Annotated in this window: 12 protein-coding genes and 1 pseudogene; 9 read left to right on the forward strand and 4 right to left on the reverse strand. The window is 70.4% G+C overall.

What is annotated here, in order from left to right:
• Positions 1–226: 226 nt before the first annotated feature.
• Positions 227–1,051: a hypothetical protein gene (locus tag HYQ63_RS43370; RefSeq protein ID WP_179939516.1), complete on the reverse strand. Its 825-nt coding sequence runs from the start codon at positions 1,049–1,051 to the stop codon at positions 227–229.
• A gap of 171 nt (positions 1,052–1,222) precedes the next feature.
• Positions 1,223–2,065, reverse strand: a complete 843-nt coding sequence (locus HYQ63_RS43375; protein WP_179939517.1) for a phosphotransferase — start codon at positions 2,063–2,065, stop codon at positions 1,223–1,225.
• Between the two features lie 658 nt (positions 2,066–2,723).
• On the opposite strand from HYQ63_RS43375, the pseudogene HYQ63_RS43380 reads away from it, so the two are divergent.
• The 3 genes and pseudogenes from HYQ63_RS43380 to HYQ63_RS43390 all read left to right on the forward strand — a co-directional run.
• Positions 2,724–2,918 (forward strand): annotated as a pseudogene (locus tag HYQ63_RS43380) (hypothetical protein); the annotation flags it as partial.
• A 128-nt stretch (positions 2,919–3,046) separates the two neighbouring features.
• A complete protein-coding gene (locus tag HYQ63_RS43385; protein WP_257232712.1) occupies positions 3,047–3,616 on the forward strand; it encodes a hypothetical protein in 570 nt (189 codons plus the stop codon).
• Positions 3,613–4,215 carry a YkgJ family cysteine cluster protein gene (locus HYQ63_RS43390; RefSeq protein WP_179939519.1) on the forward strand — a complete coding sequence of 201 codons (603 nt, stop codon included), beginning with the start codon at positions 3,613–3,615 and terminating at the stop codon, positions 4,213–4,215. The genes HYQ63_RS43385 and HYQ63_RS43390 overlap by 4 nt, the downstream gene beginning before the upstream one ends.
• 12 nt (positions 4,216–4,227) lie before the next feature.
• Here HYQ63_RS43390 and HYQ63_RS43395 read toward each other — a convergent pair whose 3' ends face one another.
• Positions 4,228–7,539, reverse strand: coding sequence for a right-handed parallel beta-helix repeat-containing protein (locus tag HYQ63_RS43395; RefSeq protein WP_179939520.1), 3,312 nt, complete (start codon positions 7,537–7,539; stop codon positions 4,228–4,230).
• A gap of 247 nt (positions 7,540–7,786) precedes the next feature.
• Here HYQ63_RS43395 and HYQ63_RS43400 point away from each other — a divergent pair, with 247 nt between their 5' ends.
• Complete coding sequence (locus tag HYQ63_RS43400; protein ID WP_179939521.1) at positions 7,787–9,001, forward strand: S8 family serine peptidase; 1,215 nt, start codon at positions 7,787–7,789, stop codon at positions 8,999–9,001.
• Between the two features lie 157 nt (positions 9,002–9,158).
• Here the strand turns inward: HYQ63_RS43400 and eccCa are convergent, their stop codons facing one another.
• On the reverse strand, positions 9,159–13,127 hold the full coding sequence (gene eccCa, locus HYQ63_RS43405; protein ID WP_179941147.1) for a type VII secretion protein EccCa: 3,969 nt from the start codon (positions 13,125–13,127) through the stop codon (positions 9,159–9,161).
• A 277-nt stretch (positions 13,128–13,404) separates the two neighbouring features.
• On the opposite strand from eccCa, the gene eccD reads away from it, so the two are divergent.
• From eccD to HYQ63_RS43430, 5 genes are all read left to right on the forward strand, one after another.
• Positions 13,405–14,805 carry a type VII secretion integral membrane protein EccD gene (gene eccD / locus HYQ63_RS43410; RefSeq protein ID WP_179939522.1) on the forward strand — a complete coding sequence of 467 codons (1,401 nt, stop codon included), beginning with the start codon at positions 13,405–13,407 and terminating at the stop codon, positions 14,803–14,805.
• Between the two features lie 24 nt (positions 14,806–14,829).
• Positions 14,830–16,299: a type VII secretion protein EccB gene (gene eccB / locus HYQ63_RS43415; protein WP_179939523.1), complete on the forward strand. Its 1,470-nt coding sequence runs from the start codon at positions 14,830–14,832 to the stop codon at positions 16,297–16,299.
• 271 nt (positions 16,300–16,570) lie between these two features.
• Positions 16,571–16,921: a hypothetical protein gene (locus tag HYQ63_RS43420; RefSeq protein ID WP_179939524.1), complete on the forward strand. Its 351-nt coding sequence runs from the start codon at positions 16,571–16,573 to the stop codon at positions 16,919–16,921.
• Between the two features lie 96 nt (positions 16,922–17,017).
• Positions 17,018–17,341: a WXG100 family type VII secretion target gene (locus tag HYQ63_RS43425; RefSeq protein WP_179939525.1), complete on the forward strand. Its 324-nt coding sequence runs from the start codon at positions 17,018–17,020 to the stop codon at positions 17,339–17,341.
• Between the two features lie 99 nt (positions 17,342–17,440).
• Complete coding sequence (locus tag HYQ63_RS43430) at positions 17,441–17,923, forward strand: type VII secretion system-associated protein (RefSeq protein WP_179939526.1); 483 nt, start codon at positions 17,441–17,443, stop codon at positions 17,921–17,923.
• The last annotated feature ends 24 nt before the right edge of the window (positions 17,924–17,947 follow it).

The following is a 17,947-nucleotide window of genomic DNA, read 5'->3' on the forward strand; positions in this document are numbered from 1 at the left end:
CCGCCCTTCTGCGATCTTCGCTGACGGCCCCAGGTTATCCGTCGCCCCGCGGGCGCTGCCCACCCCGCCCAGGACCTGTCCGGGCGATCATGTGCGGCGCTCGTGACGCCGGTGGTGAGCCATTTGCTCCTCTCCGGCTGTCGTGGATTCGCTGGAGCTCGACAGGCGGTCCGGGCTGGTTCAGTCGGCGTCAGGTTTCTGATCCGTCGCGGTGTCCTCGGTGGGTTCAGTGGCGGGTCGGCTGGATGCGCGTGATGCGGTCGAGGTCGCCGGTGAGAAGGTCGCGGTGGCTGATGGTGAAGTCCCCGTTGGGCAGCATTTGTCCTTGGCCGTAGTACCGACCCACGACGGTGGTGGGGAGGAAGCTGCGCAGGCTGTGGCGCATGTTCTTGGGGTAGTCGACGGGTTCGCCCCAGTCGGAGGGGGCCTGGTCGGTGGAGAGCAGGACCCAGTGGTCCACGGGCACGGTGGCGTCGAGGTCTGGTGCTGCTCCGGTGTGGCTGTCCAACGCCGGTACGGTCAGCTGGTCGGGGTCGAGAGGCGGGTACCACAGCAGGAGAGGTTTGGCGTGTTGTGCGTCGGCGTTGTCGAAGCAGCACACGGCAATGGTGTGGTCAGGGAAGTGCTCGGCGTAGAAGTGCAGGAGGTCCGGTGCAAGGTGTGGGCGCCGGTGCGGTGGCACCTGGTGCAAAGCGGTGGGAATCATGGTGGGGTCGGCGGCCAGGAGCACCGTGTAGACGTCGTGGTCGAAGACCTGGACGGGCGGCGGTTCAGCGCTCATCCACGCCATGTCGTCGACTTCTGCCGTGAGGGGTTCGACGGCGGCGACCATGCGGCGCAGGAGGTCGCCGGTGTGTCCGGCGGAGAGGAAGTTCCTGGGGGTGAGCTGCCGCGTGGGCAGGTGCAGCAGCATGGCGTTCGGGCCGCCCGCCAGGTTGACGGCGGTGTTCTGGTAGCCCATGACATGAATGAGGCCGTGCACGGGATGGTGCTGCCGCCCGCAGTACACCATCGTGCCGGAGAATGCGGCTTCACCTGTGGAGATGCACATGGCGGCACGGTACTGCCTCCCGCAACACGCCCTGCGGCCACCCGTGAATCAGACACATCCATCATCGGCACGCTGCACGGGCCACCTGCACCGACCTTGCCCGCCGCACGAACGCCACCGCGCTCACCGCTCGCTGAAGGGGTCACGGCTCATCACTGGGACTTGTCGGATTCAGCCCAGTCCGCAGCGATCGAGTGCAGCACGGACCCGGTTGAGCCCCTCCACTCTCCAGTGGCCCCGGTCTGGCATTTGGTCGTCTCGGCGCCAGCGCCAGGCCGAGAACATCGCCCAGTTCAGGGCGCGGCACCGGTGAATCAGGCCGTGGTCAGCCCCCGCATAGTGCTTTCCCACTTCTTCGGGCGCATGGGCGAGGTCGAACTCGATCGGCCCACGGCAGCACGTGGCGAGGTCTACGAAAAGCGGCCCTCTCCTCGTGTTCAGGAGGTTGCCCGGATGGGGCTCGCCGTGCAGCAATTGGTCGCTGGCTTTGTCGATGCTGGTCGCGGCGCTCAGTCCACTGAGTGTGTCGCTGAGGAGTTCCCGGTCAGAATCGGGCAGTTCGGGGGACTGCTCCCGGTCGTTGACCTCTCTCAGTGCCACGGCGACTCGATCGGTGAAATGCGGTGCGCCCAGATCGATCTGGCGCAGGGCGGCATGGTGCCGCAGGAACACGTCTGCGTAGTCGGCCGGCGCGATCTCTGATCGCACAGGTTCGTAGTAGGTCCAGAGCGAGATGGCGAAGGCGTCACGCACATAGACTCGGGGCTCGACCCGAGGGTCGAGCTCAGCCACCGGAGCGTCGACGTCGGCGAGACGGCGAGCAACCTCTACTTCGAACTCGGAACCAGCCAGATGCCCCGAAGGCGCGACCCGAGCCAGAACATCGCAAGGGACCAGGCGCAGCGCGACGCGGTCCGAGTTGTGGATGACAATCGCATCGTCGACCTGAAGGCCCAGCTCCGAAGCGGTCGCCCGTCCTGCCTCAACTGCGCGGCGGAGTTCTACTGGCTCCATACCGTTCTCCCTCATTGTTGAGTACACATGCACGTCTGGGGACAACGGCGACGCCCCCGATGTCCTCGTGAACATTCGGCAGCCAAACCCGAGACCCGGCGATAAGCATCGCAAAACTGGACCTGCACAGGCCCTAGGATTTATACGGCCGATCATGTGACTAGTCCGTGTCCGATCGCCCGGACACGTCCTGGACGGGATCGAGTGCCGCTGGCGGATCTACATGCAGGCCCAGCTCACGTCGCTGCCAGCATTCGAGAAGCCTTGGAGCAGGGCTGTTCTGCCTTACGATGCGCGGGATGACGGGACGGCCGGGGTGACGCGCGGGACGCGGTCGGGATGGGGGACTGTGGCATGACCGCACTGCTCGATGGCCTCGCCGTCAACCCTGCCGCTCCGGCGGGCCTGCTTTTGCGGCTGCTGGAACCGGAGTACGAGAGTGCCTGGTACGCGCTGGCTTCCCGGCGCGTCTCCTTTCCCGGGGAGGTGGCCGCCGCGATTGTCGGGCACCCGCATCCCCGGGTCCGCGGGGCCCTGGCCCGTAACCCGTTCGTGGACCCCGGGGTGCGCGGGCGGCTCGTGGACGATCCCGACTGGCTCGTCCGGGCCCGCCTGGCCGGCCGTCCCCACCGGACACGGCCCGTTCGCCCGCTCCCGCGACCTCATGATCACCGAGGTCGGGAAGAACTTCACGCTCCGCCGCCACCTCGGCCGCTTCTACGACTCCGCGAACGGCGCGCCCGACAACGGCCGCAGCGCCGCGCCCAGTTTCGGCACCGAAGGGGGAGTGCCCTACATGGTCTACGAGGCCGGTGAGCGCCTGAAGGGCAGCATCGCGGTCGCCCGTGGCTGACGGGTTTTTCGAGGGAAATTCCCAGATCTGAGGCGGCCGGTCGTCGACTTCCCATCGGTTACGCTCGCTGACGACTACCCCAATCAGCTTTTCGTTTGGCCCTGTTCGAAGGGGACGATGGATTGACAGTGGACAGCATCGCGGGCCCCGAAGCCCAGTGGCAGACCTCCCGAGCGAAGGCGCTGTGCTATCGCGGGCCGCGTTACGTCACCGGTGCGGATCTCGTCCGTATCGCCCGCACCCTGGCCCTCGAGCCGTGGCACTTCACGCAGACGGCGCCGGCCGCCGCCAACGATCCCACCGGGGTGGTGCTGGACAACGCGCGGCGCCGGGTGAACGTCCGGGTGGCCAACGCCGCCCATGGCTGCGTCTTCCACATACGCACCCTCGAAGGGACCGGCCGCTGCGGGCTGGGTGAACTCGCGCCCGTGTCCTGCCGCATGTTCCCCTCGCTGCCCGGGGGTGAGGCCGAGCGGACGAGCGGGGCCGGACACCGGCTCGACGAGGAGGAGTTGGCGGAGGCGGAGCGCCAGTGGACCGCCGACCGGGACCACTGGTTCGAGCTGGTGGCCCGCTGGAACACACTGGCCGGTGAGGCCGAAACCCCGCCGGACGTCGAGGACTTCCAGCGCTATCTGCTGGAGGCGCAGGCCGCGCGCGAAGCCGGTACGCCCTGGCCCGAGGACGTGGTCGCGTGAACGGCGGCGGAGCGAACCTGGCGGGCTGCGCCGACTGCGGGGGCAGGTGCTGCCGGGAGTACAACGTCCATGTGACCATCGCGGACGTCCGCAGGCTGGCGTCCGGAATGGCCCTCCATCCCAGGGAGTTCGTCTACCTCAAGGAGGGCAAGGAGGAGGACAACAGCGACTTCCGCTTCCGGCCCGGCGGTCCGCTGTACGACCTCCACCTCCTGCACCGGCCGGACACGAAGGGCTGCGTGTTCCTGATGGAGATAGCCCCCGGCAAGGCCCGTTGCGGCGCGTACGTCCACCGTCCGATGGTGTGCGCCACCTTCCCGGCCGCGCTCGACCAGGGCTCGGTGGGCATCCGCAAGAAGACACTGTGCGGCGGCCCGGACTCCTGGAACCTCGCCACCATGGACCTGGCCACCTACCGGCGCGACATCATGCGCAACCGAGCGGCCTGGCGCGAGCACCTGGACCTGATGGAGCAGTGGAACGCCAAGGTCGACGCCGGTGGCCGGGGGATGACGCACGAGGACCTGTACGAGTTCATCCTGGCCACCGACCCGGTGCGGGACACGGAGGCCGTCTCGGCGGAGACGGCCTCCCCGTAGCGGCGGCGCCGATCAGCCGGCGGGTTGCGCGGCGCCCGTCGGCAGATCGCCCGGCAGCAGCAGCCGCAGGTCCTCCAGACCGGGCGCGGCCATGGTGCCGATGCGCCGGGCCTGCCGCGTCATCATCGCCTCCAGCAGCTGGCGGGCGGTGCGCGCGTTGCCGAAGGAACGGTCGCGCGGGATGAGGTCCACATACGCGCGCAGCGCCGCCAGGGTCTCCTCGGGGCAGTCGTAGCCGGAGGCGGCCGCATAGCCGCTCATGATGGTGACCAGCTCCTCCGAGTCGTAGTGCTCGAACTCGACGGTGCGGCTGAAGCGCGAGGCCAGACCCGGGTTGGAGGCCAGGAAGCGGCGCATCTCCTCGGTGTATCCGGCGGCGATGACCACGACCTCGTCGCGGTGGTCCTCCATGAGTTTCAGCAGGGTGTCGACGGCCTCCTGGCCGAAGTCGGAACCCGCGCCCTCGGGGGTGAGGGTGTACGCCTCGTCGATGAACAGCACGCCGCCGAAGGCGCGCTCGAACACCTCCTTGGTGAGCTGTGCGGTGTGTCCCACGTAGCGGCCGACCAGATCGGCGCGCGCCACTTCCACCAGCTGACCGGTGTTCAGCACGCCGAGGGAGTGCAGCAGGTCCGCGTAGAGCCGGGCGACGGTGGTCTTACCGGTGCCGGGCGGACCGGAGAAGATCAGGTGGTGGCTGATCTTCGGGGTGGGCAGGCCCGCGGCCTGCCGCTGCCGGGTGGCCTCCAGCAGGTTGACCAGGTCGGTCACCTCGCGCTTGACCGCGCCCAGGCCGACCATGGCGTCCAGTTCGGCCAGCAGGTCCTTGGAGTTACGGGGCCCGTCCGCGCCGCTGACGGCCGCGTCGTCGGCGACATCCTCGGGCAGCAGCAGGGTGAGGTCCGCCTCCGCCGGATTGGCCATCGACCCGAGGCGGAACGCCTGCCGGTCCACCATCTCCTCGAACACCCGGCGCGCCGCACGACCGTTGCCGAACGTGGAGTCGCGCGGCATCCGCTCGTAGAGCCGGGCGAGGGCGCCCAGGGTGCTCGGGTCGAGTTCGTACCGGTGCGCCCCGCACATGGACTCGGTGATGGTGACCAGCTCGTCCACCGAGTAGTTGGCGAACTCGATGGTGCGGGTGAACCGGGAGGCCAGACCGGGGTTGGAGCTGAGGAAGGTGGTCATCTGGTCGGTGTATCCGGCGGCGATGACGACCACGTCGTCGCGGTGGTCCTCCATGAGCTTCAGCAGGGTGTCGATGGCCTCCTGGCCGAAGTCGGCGCCGGAGCCCTTGCTGTCGGAGAGCAGGGTGTACGCCTCGTCGATGAACAGCACACCGCCCAGGGCCTCGTTGAACGCCTCGGTGGTCTTGATGGCCGTACCGCCGATGATCTGAGCGACGAGGTCGGCCCGGGAGACCTCCACCAGATGGCCGGAGCGCAGGACGCCGAGGTCGGCGAGGATGCCGCCGTAGAGCCGGGCCACGGTGGTCTTGCCCGTGCCGGGCGGGCCGGAGAACACCAGGTGGCGGCTCATCGGCGGGGCGGGCATGCCGAGGCTGGCACGGCGCTGGGCGAGCTGGTTGAGGTTGATCAGGGTGCGGACCTGGTGCTTGACGTCGGCCAGGCCGATGAGCGACTCCAGCTCCTCCAGCGGGCCCTCCGGCTTCTTCGCCCCGCCGCCCGCGGCCGTCTCGGTGCCGGTTCCGCCCGCGGTCTCGCCCCAGGCGTCCTCGGCGGCGTTGCCGCTGCTGTCCAGCCCCTCGACGGTGAGACGGTCGCTGGCGCGGGACTGCTTGAGCCCCGCGCCGCGGTTGTCCCGGGCGGTGCAGCCGGTGAGGACGACCTTCTCGGCGCTGTCGACCCGGATGCCGTCGCCGGTGCTGCCGGTGACCTGGCAGGCCTCCAGCGTGGCCCGGCCGCCCTCGGCGACCAGGACGCCGTGCGCGCCGGACTCGGCCAGGTGGAGGCGGTGCGCGGTCAACTCGCCACCGCCCTCCACGTGCAGGGCCGACGTGGCGCTGGAACGGACCTCACAGTCGCTGATGGTGCCGCGGCCCCCGGAGCCGACCGAGATGCCGGCCTGGGCCGTCCGGCGCACCGCGCAGTCGCGGATGTCGGGGGCGCCGCCGTCGGCTATGCGGATGCCGGCGCCCTCCGCGTTCTCGACCGTGCACACCTCCAGCCGCCCGCGGCCGTCCTCGGCCACCTCCAGGCCGTGGCCGCGGGCATCGGCCACCCGCGCCCGGCTCAGCAGAGGATTGGCGTTGGTACGGATGGAGATGCCGACCCCGGCGGCGTCGGCCACCTCCAGCCGGTCGAACTCCGCCGAGGACCCCTCGGCCAGCAGCACGGACGCGGTCTTGTCGGCGCAGTCGCGCACGGTGGTGCCGGTGAGCAGCGGCGCGCTCGATCCGATCACCCGGATCGCGGGGGCGGTCGCGGTGTCGAACTCGCAGTCCTGGAAGGTGCCCCGGGAGCGCTCGGTGACGGCGAGTCCGTTGCCCTTGGTGCGGGAGGTGACACAGCGCAGCAGTTCCGGGTCGGCACCGGAGGACAGGACGATGCCGGGGCCGGAGGTGTCGGCGACCGTGACCTCTTCGAGGGTGGGCCGGGAGCTGCTGGTGATGTAGACGCCGACCGAGGTGTCGTTCACACGGGCGCGCAGCACGTGGGTGGAGCACTTGCCTTCGAGGGCGATGGCGGGTTTCTCGGTGCCGGACACGTCGCAGTCCTCCACCCGGCCCTGCGCCTCGCCGTTGGCGAGGATGCCGTTGCCCTGGGCGTCCCGCACCCGGCAGCCGCGGACGGTGGTGCGGGCCTGCTCGCCGAGGACGACGGCGGAGGTGCCGAGGTGTTCGAAGACGGAGTCGGCGACCACGCTGCCGGTGGGCGCGGTGTCCACGACCCCGGCGCCCTCGGGGTTGGAGATCCGGCAGTCCCGGATGGCCACCGAGCCGTTCTCGCGGGCGAGGACGGCCGTCCAGCCCGAACCCACCACGGTGCAGCCGTCCATGGCCACCTGGCCCCGGGGCGCGTCCACCACCGGCAGGTCCTCGTTGCCACCGCGCAGGGTCAGGTCGGTGAGCATCACCGCGTCCGCGACGAGCACCACGGCCGTGCCACGGGGCGGGCAGATCTCCACGCTGCCGCGCTCCCCGTCACCGGCGATGGTGATGCGCGTGCGGACCGTGAGGTTCTCGCGGTAACGGCCGGGCCGGACGCGGATCACCGCTCCCGCGCGCGCCTTCTCCAGGGCCTCGCCGATCGTCCGGAAGCCCTCCGGCTGGTCCGGACCGACCGTGAGCAACTGCCGTGACACGCTGGGACCTCCTCGTTGTGATGCCGCTGCCGACCCCTGTGCCCGAAGCCCGGGCCTGCTGGAAGCCGGGGGAGGGAGAGGGACGAGCACGCGACGGAAAGGCTACGGGAACCGCGGCATTCTCATCCAGGTGTCTCCGGCGCCGGTCCGGGACCGGCCGCGGACCCACTTCCCGGTCGGAGCACGGCAGTTCGTACCCGGGGCACGTTACCGCGTGGCGATGTCCTGCGCGTGTATCGTGCGCGCCATGCGACGTGCTCGTTCTCATCGCCGTACGGTGGCGCGGGCGGTGGCCGCCGCGCTGTTGACCACGGCGCCCCTGGCCGTCCAGGCTCCCCCCGCCACCGCGGACTCCGTCGAACTTCCCGTCATCCCGGCCGTCCTGGCCCCCGGCAAGCCGTGTACCGAGGCGTCCGGCGAGACGGCCCGCGACGAGCCGTGGACGCGGCAGGCGCTGGGCCTGAGCCGCAGCCGGCAGCTGGCGGACGGCCACGGCGTGACCGTGGGGGTGGTGGACACCGGTGTCGGTACGGACATCCCCGCCCTGACCGGCCGGGTCACCGCGGTCGGTGGCGCGGGCACCGACTGCGTGGGGCACGGCAGTTTCGCCGCCGGCCTGATCGCCGCCGCGCCCGGCAAGGGCTCGGGCGTGGCGGGCGCGGCGCCCAAGGCACGGATCCTCGCGGTGCGCGGTACGGACACCCGCGGCAACGCCACGGCGGAGCAGCTGGGAGCCGGGATCCGGGCCGCGGTGGATGGCGGCGCGAAGGTCGTCTACGTGGGGCGCGCGGTGCCCACCGGCAAGGCCGTGCTGACCGCCGCCGTGGCGTACGCGACGCGGCACGACGCCCTGGTCGTCGCCCCGTTCGCCCCGGACGCGATGCTCGACGACCCGGAGACCAACAAGCCGGCCGAGCCCGCGCCCTGGTACTGGCCCGCGGCCGCGCCCGGAGTGCTGTCGGTCATGGACTACGGCCCGGACGGCACCCGTCCGGAGAACGCGCCGAAGACACCGGGGGCGGACCTGGCGGCACCGGGGGACGCGGTGGTCAGCGTCGGTCCGAGCGGCTCCGGCCACTTCATCGGCTCCGGCTCCTCGCTGGCGGCGGCGAACGTGGCCGGAGCGGCGGCGCTGGTGCGTTCGCGGCACCCGCGGATGAGCGCCGCCCAGGTGTCCCGCCAGCTGATCACGGCGGCCTATCCGGCGGTCCCGCCGCGGCTGGACCCGTACGCGGCGGTGACCACCGTCCTCACCGACCGGCAGGGCGCCACCCCGCGTCCGGGCCCCGCGAAGGTTCCCCCGGCCGCCTCCCCGCGGCCGTTCAACCGTGCGCTGCTGATCGCGGGTGCGGGCGGGGGGGTGGTGCTGCTGGTGGCGGCCGCGGCGGTGGTGATCCCGCGCGGCCGGGCCCGGGGTTGGCGCCCGGCGGGGCAGGAGGACGGCGCGGCCTCCGGCTCGTGATTCTGGGGAATTCCCTAGCCTTATTCTGGGGAATTCCCTAGCTTTCGCGAAAGCTCGCGCCGGAAGCGGAAGCCGTCCCCGGTCCGGGAACGGAAGCCGCCCCCGGTACTGCGAACCGGGGGCGCAACCCTTGACGAATTTTGCTCGTCTTACCTGTTTACGAGCTCTCGTCGTCCACCCATGCCGTTTGCACTTGCGTAGTTTTGCGGCGGGCGACCCGGACGGCCCGGCCCGGGTTCATGATCCGGCCCTTGACGTTGCCCAGCAGATAGCCCTCCGAGGGCGGGCAGGACATCAGCAGGGCGGGCGTGTTGACCTCCAGCAGCCGCCGCATGAGCGTCTCGTTCAGCCCGCGCCCGGCACCGCTGGCGGAGCGGGTGACGATGATGTGCAGACCGACCTCCCAGCCCAGCGCGAGGTGGTTGAGCAGCGGGTCGAACGGCGCGTTGCCGATGCCGGCGCCCAGCATGTCGTAGTCGTCGACCAGGATGAACAGCCGCGGTCCGGGCCACCAGTCGGCCTGCTTCATCCGGCCCGGGGCGATGTCCGGGCCCGGCACCCGGGTCTGTACGGCGCGGGCGGTCCCCTCGATCATGTCTTTCAGGGCGCTCATGGACACCGCGTGGCCCAGCCGGTACTCCTCCGGCACCGCTTCCACCAGGTCACGGCGGTAGTCCACGAGCACGATCTGCGCCTCGGCGGGGGTGTACCGGTCCATGATGGACTTGGCCATCAGCCGCAGCAGGTTGGTCTTGCCGCTCTCGGTGTCGCCCACCACGACCATGTGCGGGCTCTCGCTGAAGTCGTGCCAGACGACCGACAGCCGCTCCTCCTCCAGGCCGATCGGCACCCGGAAGTCGCCCCCGGCCGGGGGAAGCTGCTCGGCGGGCAGCTCCGTCGGCAGCATCCGCACCCGCGGGGCCGCCGGGCCCGGCCAGCTCTCCTTGATCGCCGACACCAGACCGGACACCCCGTCCGCCAGGTCCTCGGCCGACTCCATCCCGTCGATGCGGGGGAGCGCGGTGAGGTAGTGCAGCTTGCCCTCCCGGGTGAGCCCGCGGCCCGGGATGCGCGGCACGGTGGCGGCGCGCCGGTTGTCGATCGCCGAGTCCATGGCATCACCCATCCGCAGCTCCAGATGGGTGCCGGCCTGGTCGCGCACCGCCGCGGTGAGCTCCACCCAGCGGGCGGTGGTCACCATGAGGTGGATGCCGTAGTTCAGGCCGCGGGCGGCGATGGAGACGAACGTCTGGATGTTGCGGTCGTAGTCCTGGCGCACCGTGGACCAGCCGTCGATCACCAGGAACACATCGCCGTGCGGCTGGTCCGCGAACTCGCCCGCGGCCCGGCGGCGGCGGTACGTCGCCATCGAGTCGATGCCGTGGGTCAGGAAGAACCGCTCGCGGTCCGCAAGCAGCGAGGTGACCTCGGCGATCGTACGGCCCACCCGCTCGGAGTCCAGCCGCGCCGCGACCCCGGCGGTGTGCGGCAGGTCGGCCAGCGGCGCCAGTGTGCCACCGCCGAAGTCCAGGCAGTAGAACTGCACTTCGCGCGGGGTGTGGGTGAGGGCCAGCGCGGTCAGGATGGTCCGCACCATGGTGCTCTTGCCGCTCTGCGGACCGCCCGCGATGGCGAGGTGGCCGCCGACCCCCGACAGGTCGATGGTCAGCAGGTCGCGCAGCTGCTCGAAGGGCTTGTCCACGATGGCGATCGGCACCGTCAGCCGCCCGCGCAGCGGCGAGCCGACCGTGGTCAGCCCCAGCTCCGGATCGGGCGTCAGCGGCGGCAGCACCTGGTCCAGCGTCGCGGGCAGGTCCAGCGGCGGCAGCCACACCTGGTGGGCGGCGGGTCCGGCGCCCACCAGCCGCTCCACGGCCACCGACAGCAGGGTGTCGCTGGTCTCCTCCTCCGGCTCCGGCTCGGGCTCGGGCACGTCGGGGAGCTGGCGGGGCACCACGTACGACGCCGTCCACGGCACCGTCTGGCTGGCCACCCGGGCCTGGTTCGCCCGGCCGCGCCGCTGTTGGTACGGGCCGGAGACATACGCGGCACGGAACCGGGTCAGCGCCTCCACACCCGACTTGAGGTAGCCGCTGCCGGGCTGCGGCGGCAGCTGGTAGGCGTCCGGCACCCCCAGCACACCGCGGCTCTCCATGGCGGAGAAGGTGCGCAGACCGATGCGGTACGACAGATGGCTCTCCAGCTGGTGCATCCGTCCCTCGTCCAGCCGCTGCGAGGCGAGCAGCAGATGGACGCCGAGGCTGCGCCCGAGCCGTCCGATCATCACGAACAGCTCCATGAACTCGCGGTGCGCGGCGAGCAGCTCACTGAACTCGTCGACGATCACGAACAGGCTGGGCAGCGGCTCCAGCGGGGTGCCCGAGGCCCGCGCCTTCTCGTAGTCCAGGGCGGAGGTGTAGTTGCCGGCGGCGCGCAGCAGCTCCTGGCGGCGGATCAGCTCACCGTGCAGGGCATCCTGCATGCGGCCCACCAGCGCGGCCTCCCCGGCGAGGTTGGTGATCACCGCCGAGGTGTGGGGCAGCTCGTCCAGGCCGAGGAAGGTGGCGCCACCCTTGAAGTCCACCAGGACGAAGTTGAGCGTTTCGGAAGAGTTCGACAGCGCGAGCGCCAGCACCAGGGTCCGCAGCAGCTCGCTCTTGCCGGAGCCGGTGGCCCCGATGAGCATGCCGTGCGGCCCGGTGCCGCCCTGCGCGGACTCCTTGATGTCCAGCTCCACCGCGGTGCCGTCCGGGCCGACCGCGATCGGCACCTTGAGCCGGTTGGACCCGGTGGCCTGCTTCCACAGGCTCTCAGGGTCGTGGCGGTACAGGTCGGAGATGCCCAGCAGGGTGGTCAGTTCGACGTCCGAGGACAGCGGCTCGGCGGCGTCACCGCCGCCCATGCCCATCCGGTACGGGGCGAGGCGCTTGGCCAGGGCCGTGGCGCCGACCGGCCCGATGGTGTCGGGCCGGCCGAGCCGGGTGGTCTGCTCCTTGCGCTCGCGGTCGGTGCGGACCAGCTCGAAGGAGTCCTCGCTGACGTCGAAGCGCAGGGTGACCCGCCCCGGGCGCCAGGTCAGCGCGCCGGTCAGGTCGAGTACGACGCAGTTGCGGAAGCCCGCCCCGTCCAGCCGGTGCCGGCCGGGGACGGCGCCGCCGTCGACCACGATCACGGTGAACGGCTCGTCGCGCCCGGTCGAGGCGTCCGGGTCGAACGAGGGCCGTTCCATGAACTCCGCGCCGAGCAGGTCCTCCAGCTCGTTGAGGGCCGAGACGAACATCCGGGCCGACCCGGCGCCGTCGCTCTCCTGGGGGTGGAGGTTGTGGGGGAGCCACTTCACCCACTCCCAGTCCGCGCGCCGCTCGTCCGACACACACACCGCCACCCACACGTCGTCGGGGGCGTGGAACGTGGCCAGCTGGGCGATGATCGCGCGGGCGAGGGAACGTATCCGCTCCTCGTCGCCCCGGAACAGCACCCGCGCCCAGGCCCGCAGATAGATGGCGATGGGCTGCTCGGGCACGGTGGAGTAGGCCCGCATGAAGCTGCGCAGCGCGTGCGCCGTCAGCGGCTCCAGGTCCTCGACCGGAGTGGCGGCCGTGGGCGTCAGCCGCAGACCCAGCTTCTGCTCCCCGACGGCCACCCGGATCTCGCCGAAGTCCTCGTCCTGCGGGCGGCGTTCCCACAGCCGGGTGGTGCCCGCCAGTGACCACAGGGCCGAGGGCGGCGGGTGCCGCCACGCCAGCGCCTTCTGCTGATCGGCCACCGCGGTGCGCACCTTGCGCCGGATCTGGGTGAGATAGCGCAGGTAGTCGCGGCGCTCGCCCTTCAGGCGCTGTTTGCGCTCGCTGGCCTTGCGCATCATCTGCCCCAGCATCATGGCCGCCGAGGACAGCACCATCAGACCCATGGCCAGGTACATGAAGTGGCTGCTGCCGCCGCCGCTCATGCCCGGTCTCATGAACATCAGCATCATGGACACCGACATGAGCGCCATGGGCAGATAGGTCCAGATGGCGGAGCTGTCCGGAACCACCTCGGGCAGCGTGGGGGGCTCCTGTAGCTTCAGCTCGCCGTCGGGCATTTCCGGGCCGCGCCGACGGGCCGGGCGGCGGAACAGGACCACACTCAAGGAATGGTCTCCTCACGGATGGGACAACGGTGGGGGCAACGCTCTCGGTCGGTGGCGCATCTTCGCGTTCGCACAGACAACCGGAATGCAGCAACTGTGCAACTCGGTATACCAGTTCATGGACGTGGCCAGTAATGTGCACTCTCCCGGAGACACATTCGGCACTCATACGATGATGTCTCATCAGCATCATCCGTCCGACATCACTCCGTTCACAACGGAATCCCGGGAACCCCCCTCGCAGACCCCGGAAGAAACGTGAGCCAGCCCGATGACTGACAACCAGGTGGCCGGTCTGTGCCGCCTGACCGTACGTGCGCCGGACAAGGCCGTCGACCTCGCGGTCCCCTCGGACGTCCCGGTGGCCGACCTGCTGCCCGCCGTCCTCGGCTACTGCGGTGACGACCTCGCGGAAACCGGTATCGACCACGGCGGCTGGGTGCTGCAACGCCTCGGTGGCGAACCGATGGACGAGGAGCGCACCCTCGACTCCTACGACCTGCGTGACGGCGAGACGGTCTACCTCCGGCCGCGCATCGACGCACTCCCCGAGGTTCACCTCGACGACTTGGTGGACGGCATCTCCACCACCATGCAGGACCGGCCGCACGGCTGGTCCCCGCTCGCCAGCACCCGGCTGCTGCGCGGCTTCGCGTTGACCGCCCTGGCCGCCGGACTCGCCGTGCTCGCCCTGCCCGGCGGCTCCGGCGGGCTGCGTGCCCTGTGCGCGGCGGCGGCCGGAGTGCTGCTTCTCGCCGGGGCGGGCTCGGCCAGCCGCGCGGTGGGCGACGCTGCCGCCGGCGCCGTCCTCGGCTTCATGGTCGGCCCGTACCTCGCACTCGCCGGATGGCTGCTGCCCGGCGGTGATCTCGGCGGACCGCACGGCCACGAAGTCCTCGGCGCCCGGATGCTGGCCGCCTGCGCCGCGGGCGCGGGCGGCGCGATCGTCGCGCTCGCCGCCGTGGCCTCCTACGCCGCGCTCTACCTCGGCCTCGCCGTGGTCATGGCTTTCGGCACCATCGCCGGGGCCCTGATGGTCATCACGGACCTGGGACCGGCCCACGTGGCCGGCGTCCTCGCGCTGGTGGCCGTCATCCTCGGTGCGTTCGTGCCCTCGCTGGCCTTCCGGATGTCCGGCATGCGCATGCCGCCGCTGCCGACCAACGCCCAGCAGCTCCAGGAGGGCATCGAGCCGCACGCCACCTCGGTGGTCGCGGCCCGCGCGGTGCTCGCCGACGGCTGGATGAGCTCGCTGTACGGAGCCGTGGGCGCCGCCTGCGCCGTCTGCCTGACCGTGCTCACCCACGACGGCGGGCTGCCCGAGGTCATCATGTCCGTCGTGCTCGCGCTGCTGCTGTTGTTGCACGGACGCGGACTGGGGAACGTATGGCAGCGACTTTCCCTCTTCCTCCCCGGGGCCGGAGGTTTCCTCCTCCTGGCCCTCTTCAACGCCCTGTCCTACTCGCCGGACCGCCGACTGCTGCTGGCAGCCAGTCTGCTCGCCGCCACCGCGGGCATCGCCATCGCCTCGTGGACCGTGCCCGGGCGACGGCTCGTGCCGTACTGGGGCCGGGCGGCGGAAATCCTGCACACCACCGCCGCCATCGCCCTGCTGCCGCTGGCCCTGTGGGTGCTCGGGGTGTACAGCGCCCTGCGCGGCCTGAACGGCTGACCGCCCGAACCGGAGGAACGCACAGTGCAGTCCAAGCGCGACCAGGTCCAGGCGCACATGTTCATCATGGGGCGGCTCACCTCGGGCATGCTGCGCGCCGACCCCGACGCCCCGGAGAGCCCCCAGGGCCGGACCAACCGGGGCGTGGCCATCAGCGTGATCATCGCGATCCTGATCGCCGCCGGATCCTTCGTCTTCGGCCTGATCAAGCCCGGTGCGAAGAACTCCTGGCGGGCCCAGGACACGCTCGTGGTCAACAAGGAGACCGGCGGCCGGTACCTCTACCTCGACGGACGGCTGCGCCCGGTGCGCAACTACACCTCGGCGCGGCTGCTCCTCGGCACCAAGATGAAGACCGCCTCCGTCGGCAGCAAGTCGCTCGGCGGCACCCCGCACGGCGCGCCGGTCGGCATCACCGGAGCCCCCGACGACCTGCCGGGCAACGACAGCCTCAGCACCGACCCGTGGCAGGTGTGCTCGGGCACCACCAGCGGCTCCACCGCCACCGCCGTGGCCATCGGCAAGGACGTCGACGGCACCGGGCTCGGCAACTCCGAGGGACTTCTGGTCACCGGGCCCGACAAGGCCGACTACCTGGTGTGGCAGGGCAGCAAGCTCCGGATGGACACCACCGGCCGGGCCAGCGAAGCCCTCGGCTACGCCTCCCGCACCTCGGTGAAGGTGTCCGCGGCGCTGCTCAACTCGCTGCCCACCGGACCCGATCTGGCCGCCCCCGACATCCCGCTGCGCGGTGGCCAGGGACCGTCCCTGGGCGGCGGCCGGACCAGGATCGGACAGGTCTTCCAGGTCTCCGCGCCCGGTGGCGACGCCCGGTACTACGTGCTGCGCAAGGAGGGGCTGACCCCCGTCAACGCCACCGTCGCCGCGCTGCTCATGGGCAACCCGCAGACCAGGCAGAAGGCGTACGCGGGCGGGGCGGTCAGCGCCATCACCCTGGGCGCCGACGCGGTGATCGGCCACTTGGCGCCCGGTGCCGAGGACGCCGACACCACCGAGGACCTGCCCCCGAGCCCGCCGAAGGCGGTGGACCTCGGCGAGGACGAGACGCCGTGCGTGGGCATCCAGTCCGGCGACGACGGTACGCGGGTGGGCGTGACCCTGGCCGGCAGCGGCCAACTCGGCCCCGCCGCACAGGCCCCGCCGGACGGACTGACCCCGGCCTGTGTGACGGTCAACCGGATCGTGACGCCCCCGGGCGGCGGCGCTCTGGTGCACACCCTCGGCGCGGACGGCAGAGGCGTCGGCAGCACCGTCTACCTGGTGACGGACAGTGGGGTGAAGTACCGGGTGCCGACGGCCAAGTCACTGGAGGCGCTGGGCTACACCGCCGGCCAGGCGCAGCGGCTGCCGTCCTCGCTGCTGTCCATGCTGCCGACGGGCCCGGATCTGACGCCCGCGGCCGCGGTGTCCGGCCGGGGCGAGGCGACGGCGCCGCCGTGTGGCGAAGACAAGGAGAAGACGGGCAACCATTGAGGGCAATTGGCCATCTTCCCCATCGGCATATCGATATTTGAGGATGGCTTGAGCTTGTGTCGGAGCGGCGCCAAGCGCGTAAAACTAGGGAGATTATTGAAACCCGTCTGCTGCGGCGTTTCTTGTCGGCAAGCGATTGCCCATCGCTTGTTCGTCCTCCTACCATCCTTGTCTGGACCAACTGGATGTTGGTGCTTCCTCATCCGGTTGCGCAAGCCACGCCAGTGCATCGGGCCTGGCGGCGGAAATCCACCGGAAAGGGGCAGCGCCCATGGCAGGTATGCAGCGGTCAGATGAACAGGGGACACGGAACGGCATCCAGGCCCTCGAGATGGCCTTCTCGGGCGTGCAGAGTCGCCGGCAGGACGTCGAGAACACGAAGCACGGCATGATGAGCGCCCTCCAGGGCAGCGACGGTGGGGCTTTCCAGAAGCTGCTGGACTCCTGGGACGAGCACGCGGAAATCATCTCCAAGAACCTTCAGGACATGATCAACCAGCTCAACGAAACGCTCACCTCCAAGGGCATGACGCAGGGGTCGTCGAACGAGGCCATCAACCAGGCGTACTCCCAGTCGCAGACGATTTTCGACGGTCTGATGGGCAGCACCGCCGGAAAGTGATCGTGAGGGGTCGGTGCCTCACCGGCCCGGTTTCGGCCTGCGCAGGCCGAAACACATTCCGCATCCTCATACCCCCAGAGCGAGACGAGGTTCCCGATGCCCGACAACCTCACTGACGGATATATCTACGTCAGCTACGCGCACGTCGACAACGCCGTTGATGACATGCGGCTCCAGACTCAGGAGATCGCGAAGATCATCAACAGCCTCAACCAGGAACTCCAGGCGCTGAAGGACACCTGGGAAGGTGACGACCGCCAGGCTTACGACGAGAAGCAGGCCGCCTGGAACCAGGCCGTCGAGAACATGGCCAAGTGGCTCGACGGTAACGCGCAGACCCTGGACGACATTCGCAGGCTGTACACGCAGAACGAGCAGAGCCAGACGCAGAGCTGGCAGGGCGTGAAGATTGGCGGCTGACCACAGCGTCATGCGGGCGGCCGTTCCACATGTGGACATTCGTGGAGCGGCCGCCCGCTGTGTCATCCGGCAGTGAGGCAGAGAAGAAAGGGCGAGAGCATGGCCGACAGCAAACAGCCTCCGACGCAGCTCGACAAGGCATGGCTCGAGAACTTCCGGAAAGTCGACCTGGCCGACTTCCGGAAGGCGCTCAAAACGGTGTCCGAGAACGGCACGGGGGATGACGTGATTCCCTCGATGAAGGCCCTGAAGGGGGACGACGACGGCGTTCCCGGGCTTCCGTTCGGCACCCCCGTTCCGCTGGCGATCGGAAACCTGGCGGCGGACGAGGGTACGCACGGAAAGGCGCTCAAGGGGGCCGTGGTGGATATGGTGACGACCCTTAGCGGGATCCTCGACAGCCATATAACGCTCTTCGAGGACATCGATGACGCCCTCGGTGAGACCATCGACCGTCTTTTCAAGGCGCAGGGGGACAGCCTGGCCGCCATCGACGGCCAGAAGTTCGTCGACGTCTGGGAGGACGTCGATGCCGATCTGACGACCCCGCCGGACCAGGAGGGCGAGGACAAAGACAAGTAGACCCCGGCACCGCTACGTCTTTTC

It is taken from the genome of Streptomyces sp. Rer75 (genome assembly GCF_013414305.1).
Taxonomy (GTDB): domain Bacteria; phylum Actinomycetota; class Actinomycetes; order Streptomycetales; family Streptomycetaceae; genus Streptomyces; species Streptomyces himastatinicus.

Excerpts from the sequence above, each read along its gene's own strand:
- HYQ63_RS43370 (WP_179939516.1), bottom strand. The coding sequence starts at position 1,051 with ATGTGCATCTCCACAGGTGAAGCCGCATTCTCCGGCACGATGGTGTAC.
- HYQ63_RS43375 (WP_179939517.1), bottom strand. The coding sequence starts at position 2,065 with ATGGAGCCAGTAGAACTCCGCCGCGCAGTTGAGGCAGGACGGGCGACC.
- HYQ63_RS43400 (WP_179939521.1), top strand. The coding sequence starts at position 7,787 with ATGCGACGTGCTCGTTCTCATCGCCGTACGGTGGCGCGGGCGGTGGCC.
- eccD (WP_179939522.1), top strand. The coding sequence starts at position 13,405 with ATGACTGACAACCAGGTGGCCGGTCTGTGCCGCCTGACCGTACGTGCG.
- HYQ63_RS43420 (WP_179939524.1), top strand. The coding sequence starts at position 16,571 with ATGGCAGGTATGCAGCGGTCAGATGAACAGGGGACACGGAACGGCATC.
- HYQ63_RS43425 (WP_179939525.1), top strand. The coding sequence starts at position 17,018 with ATGCCCGACAACCTCACTGACGGATATATCTACGTCAGCTACGCGCAC.
- HYQ63_RS43430 (WP_179939526.1), top strand. The coding sequence starts at position 17,441 with ATGGCCGACAGCAAACAGCCTCCGACGCAGCTCGACAAGGCATGGCTC.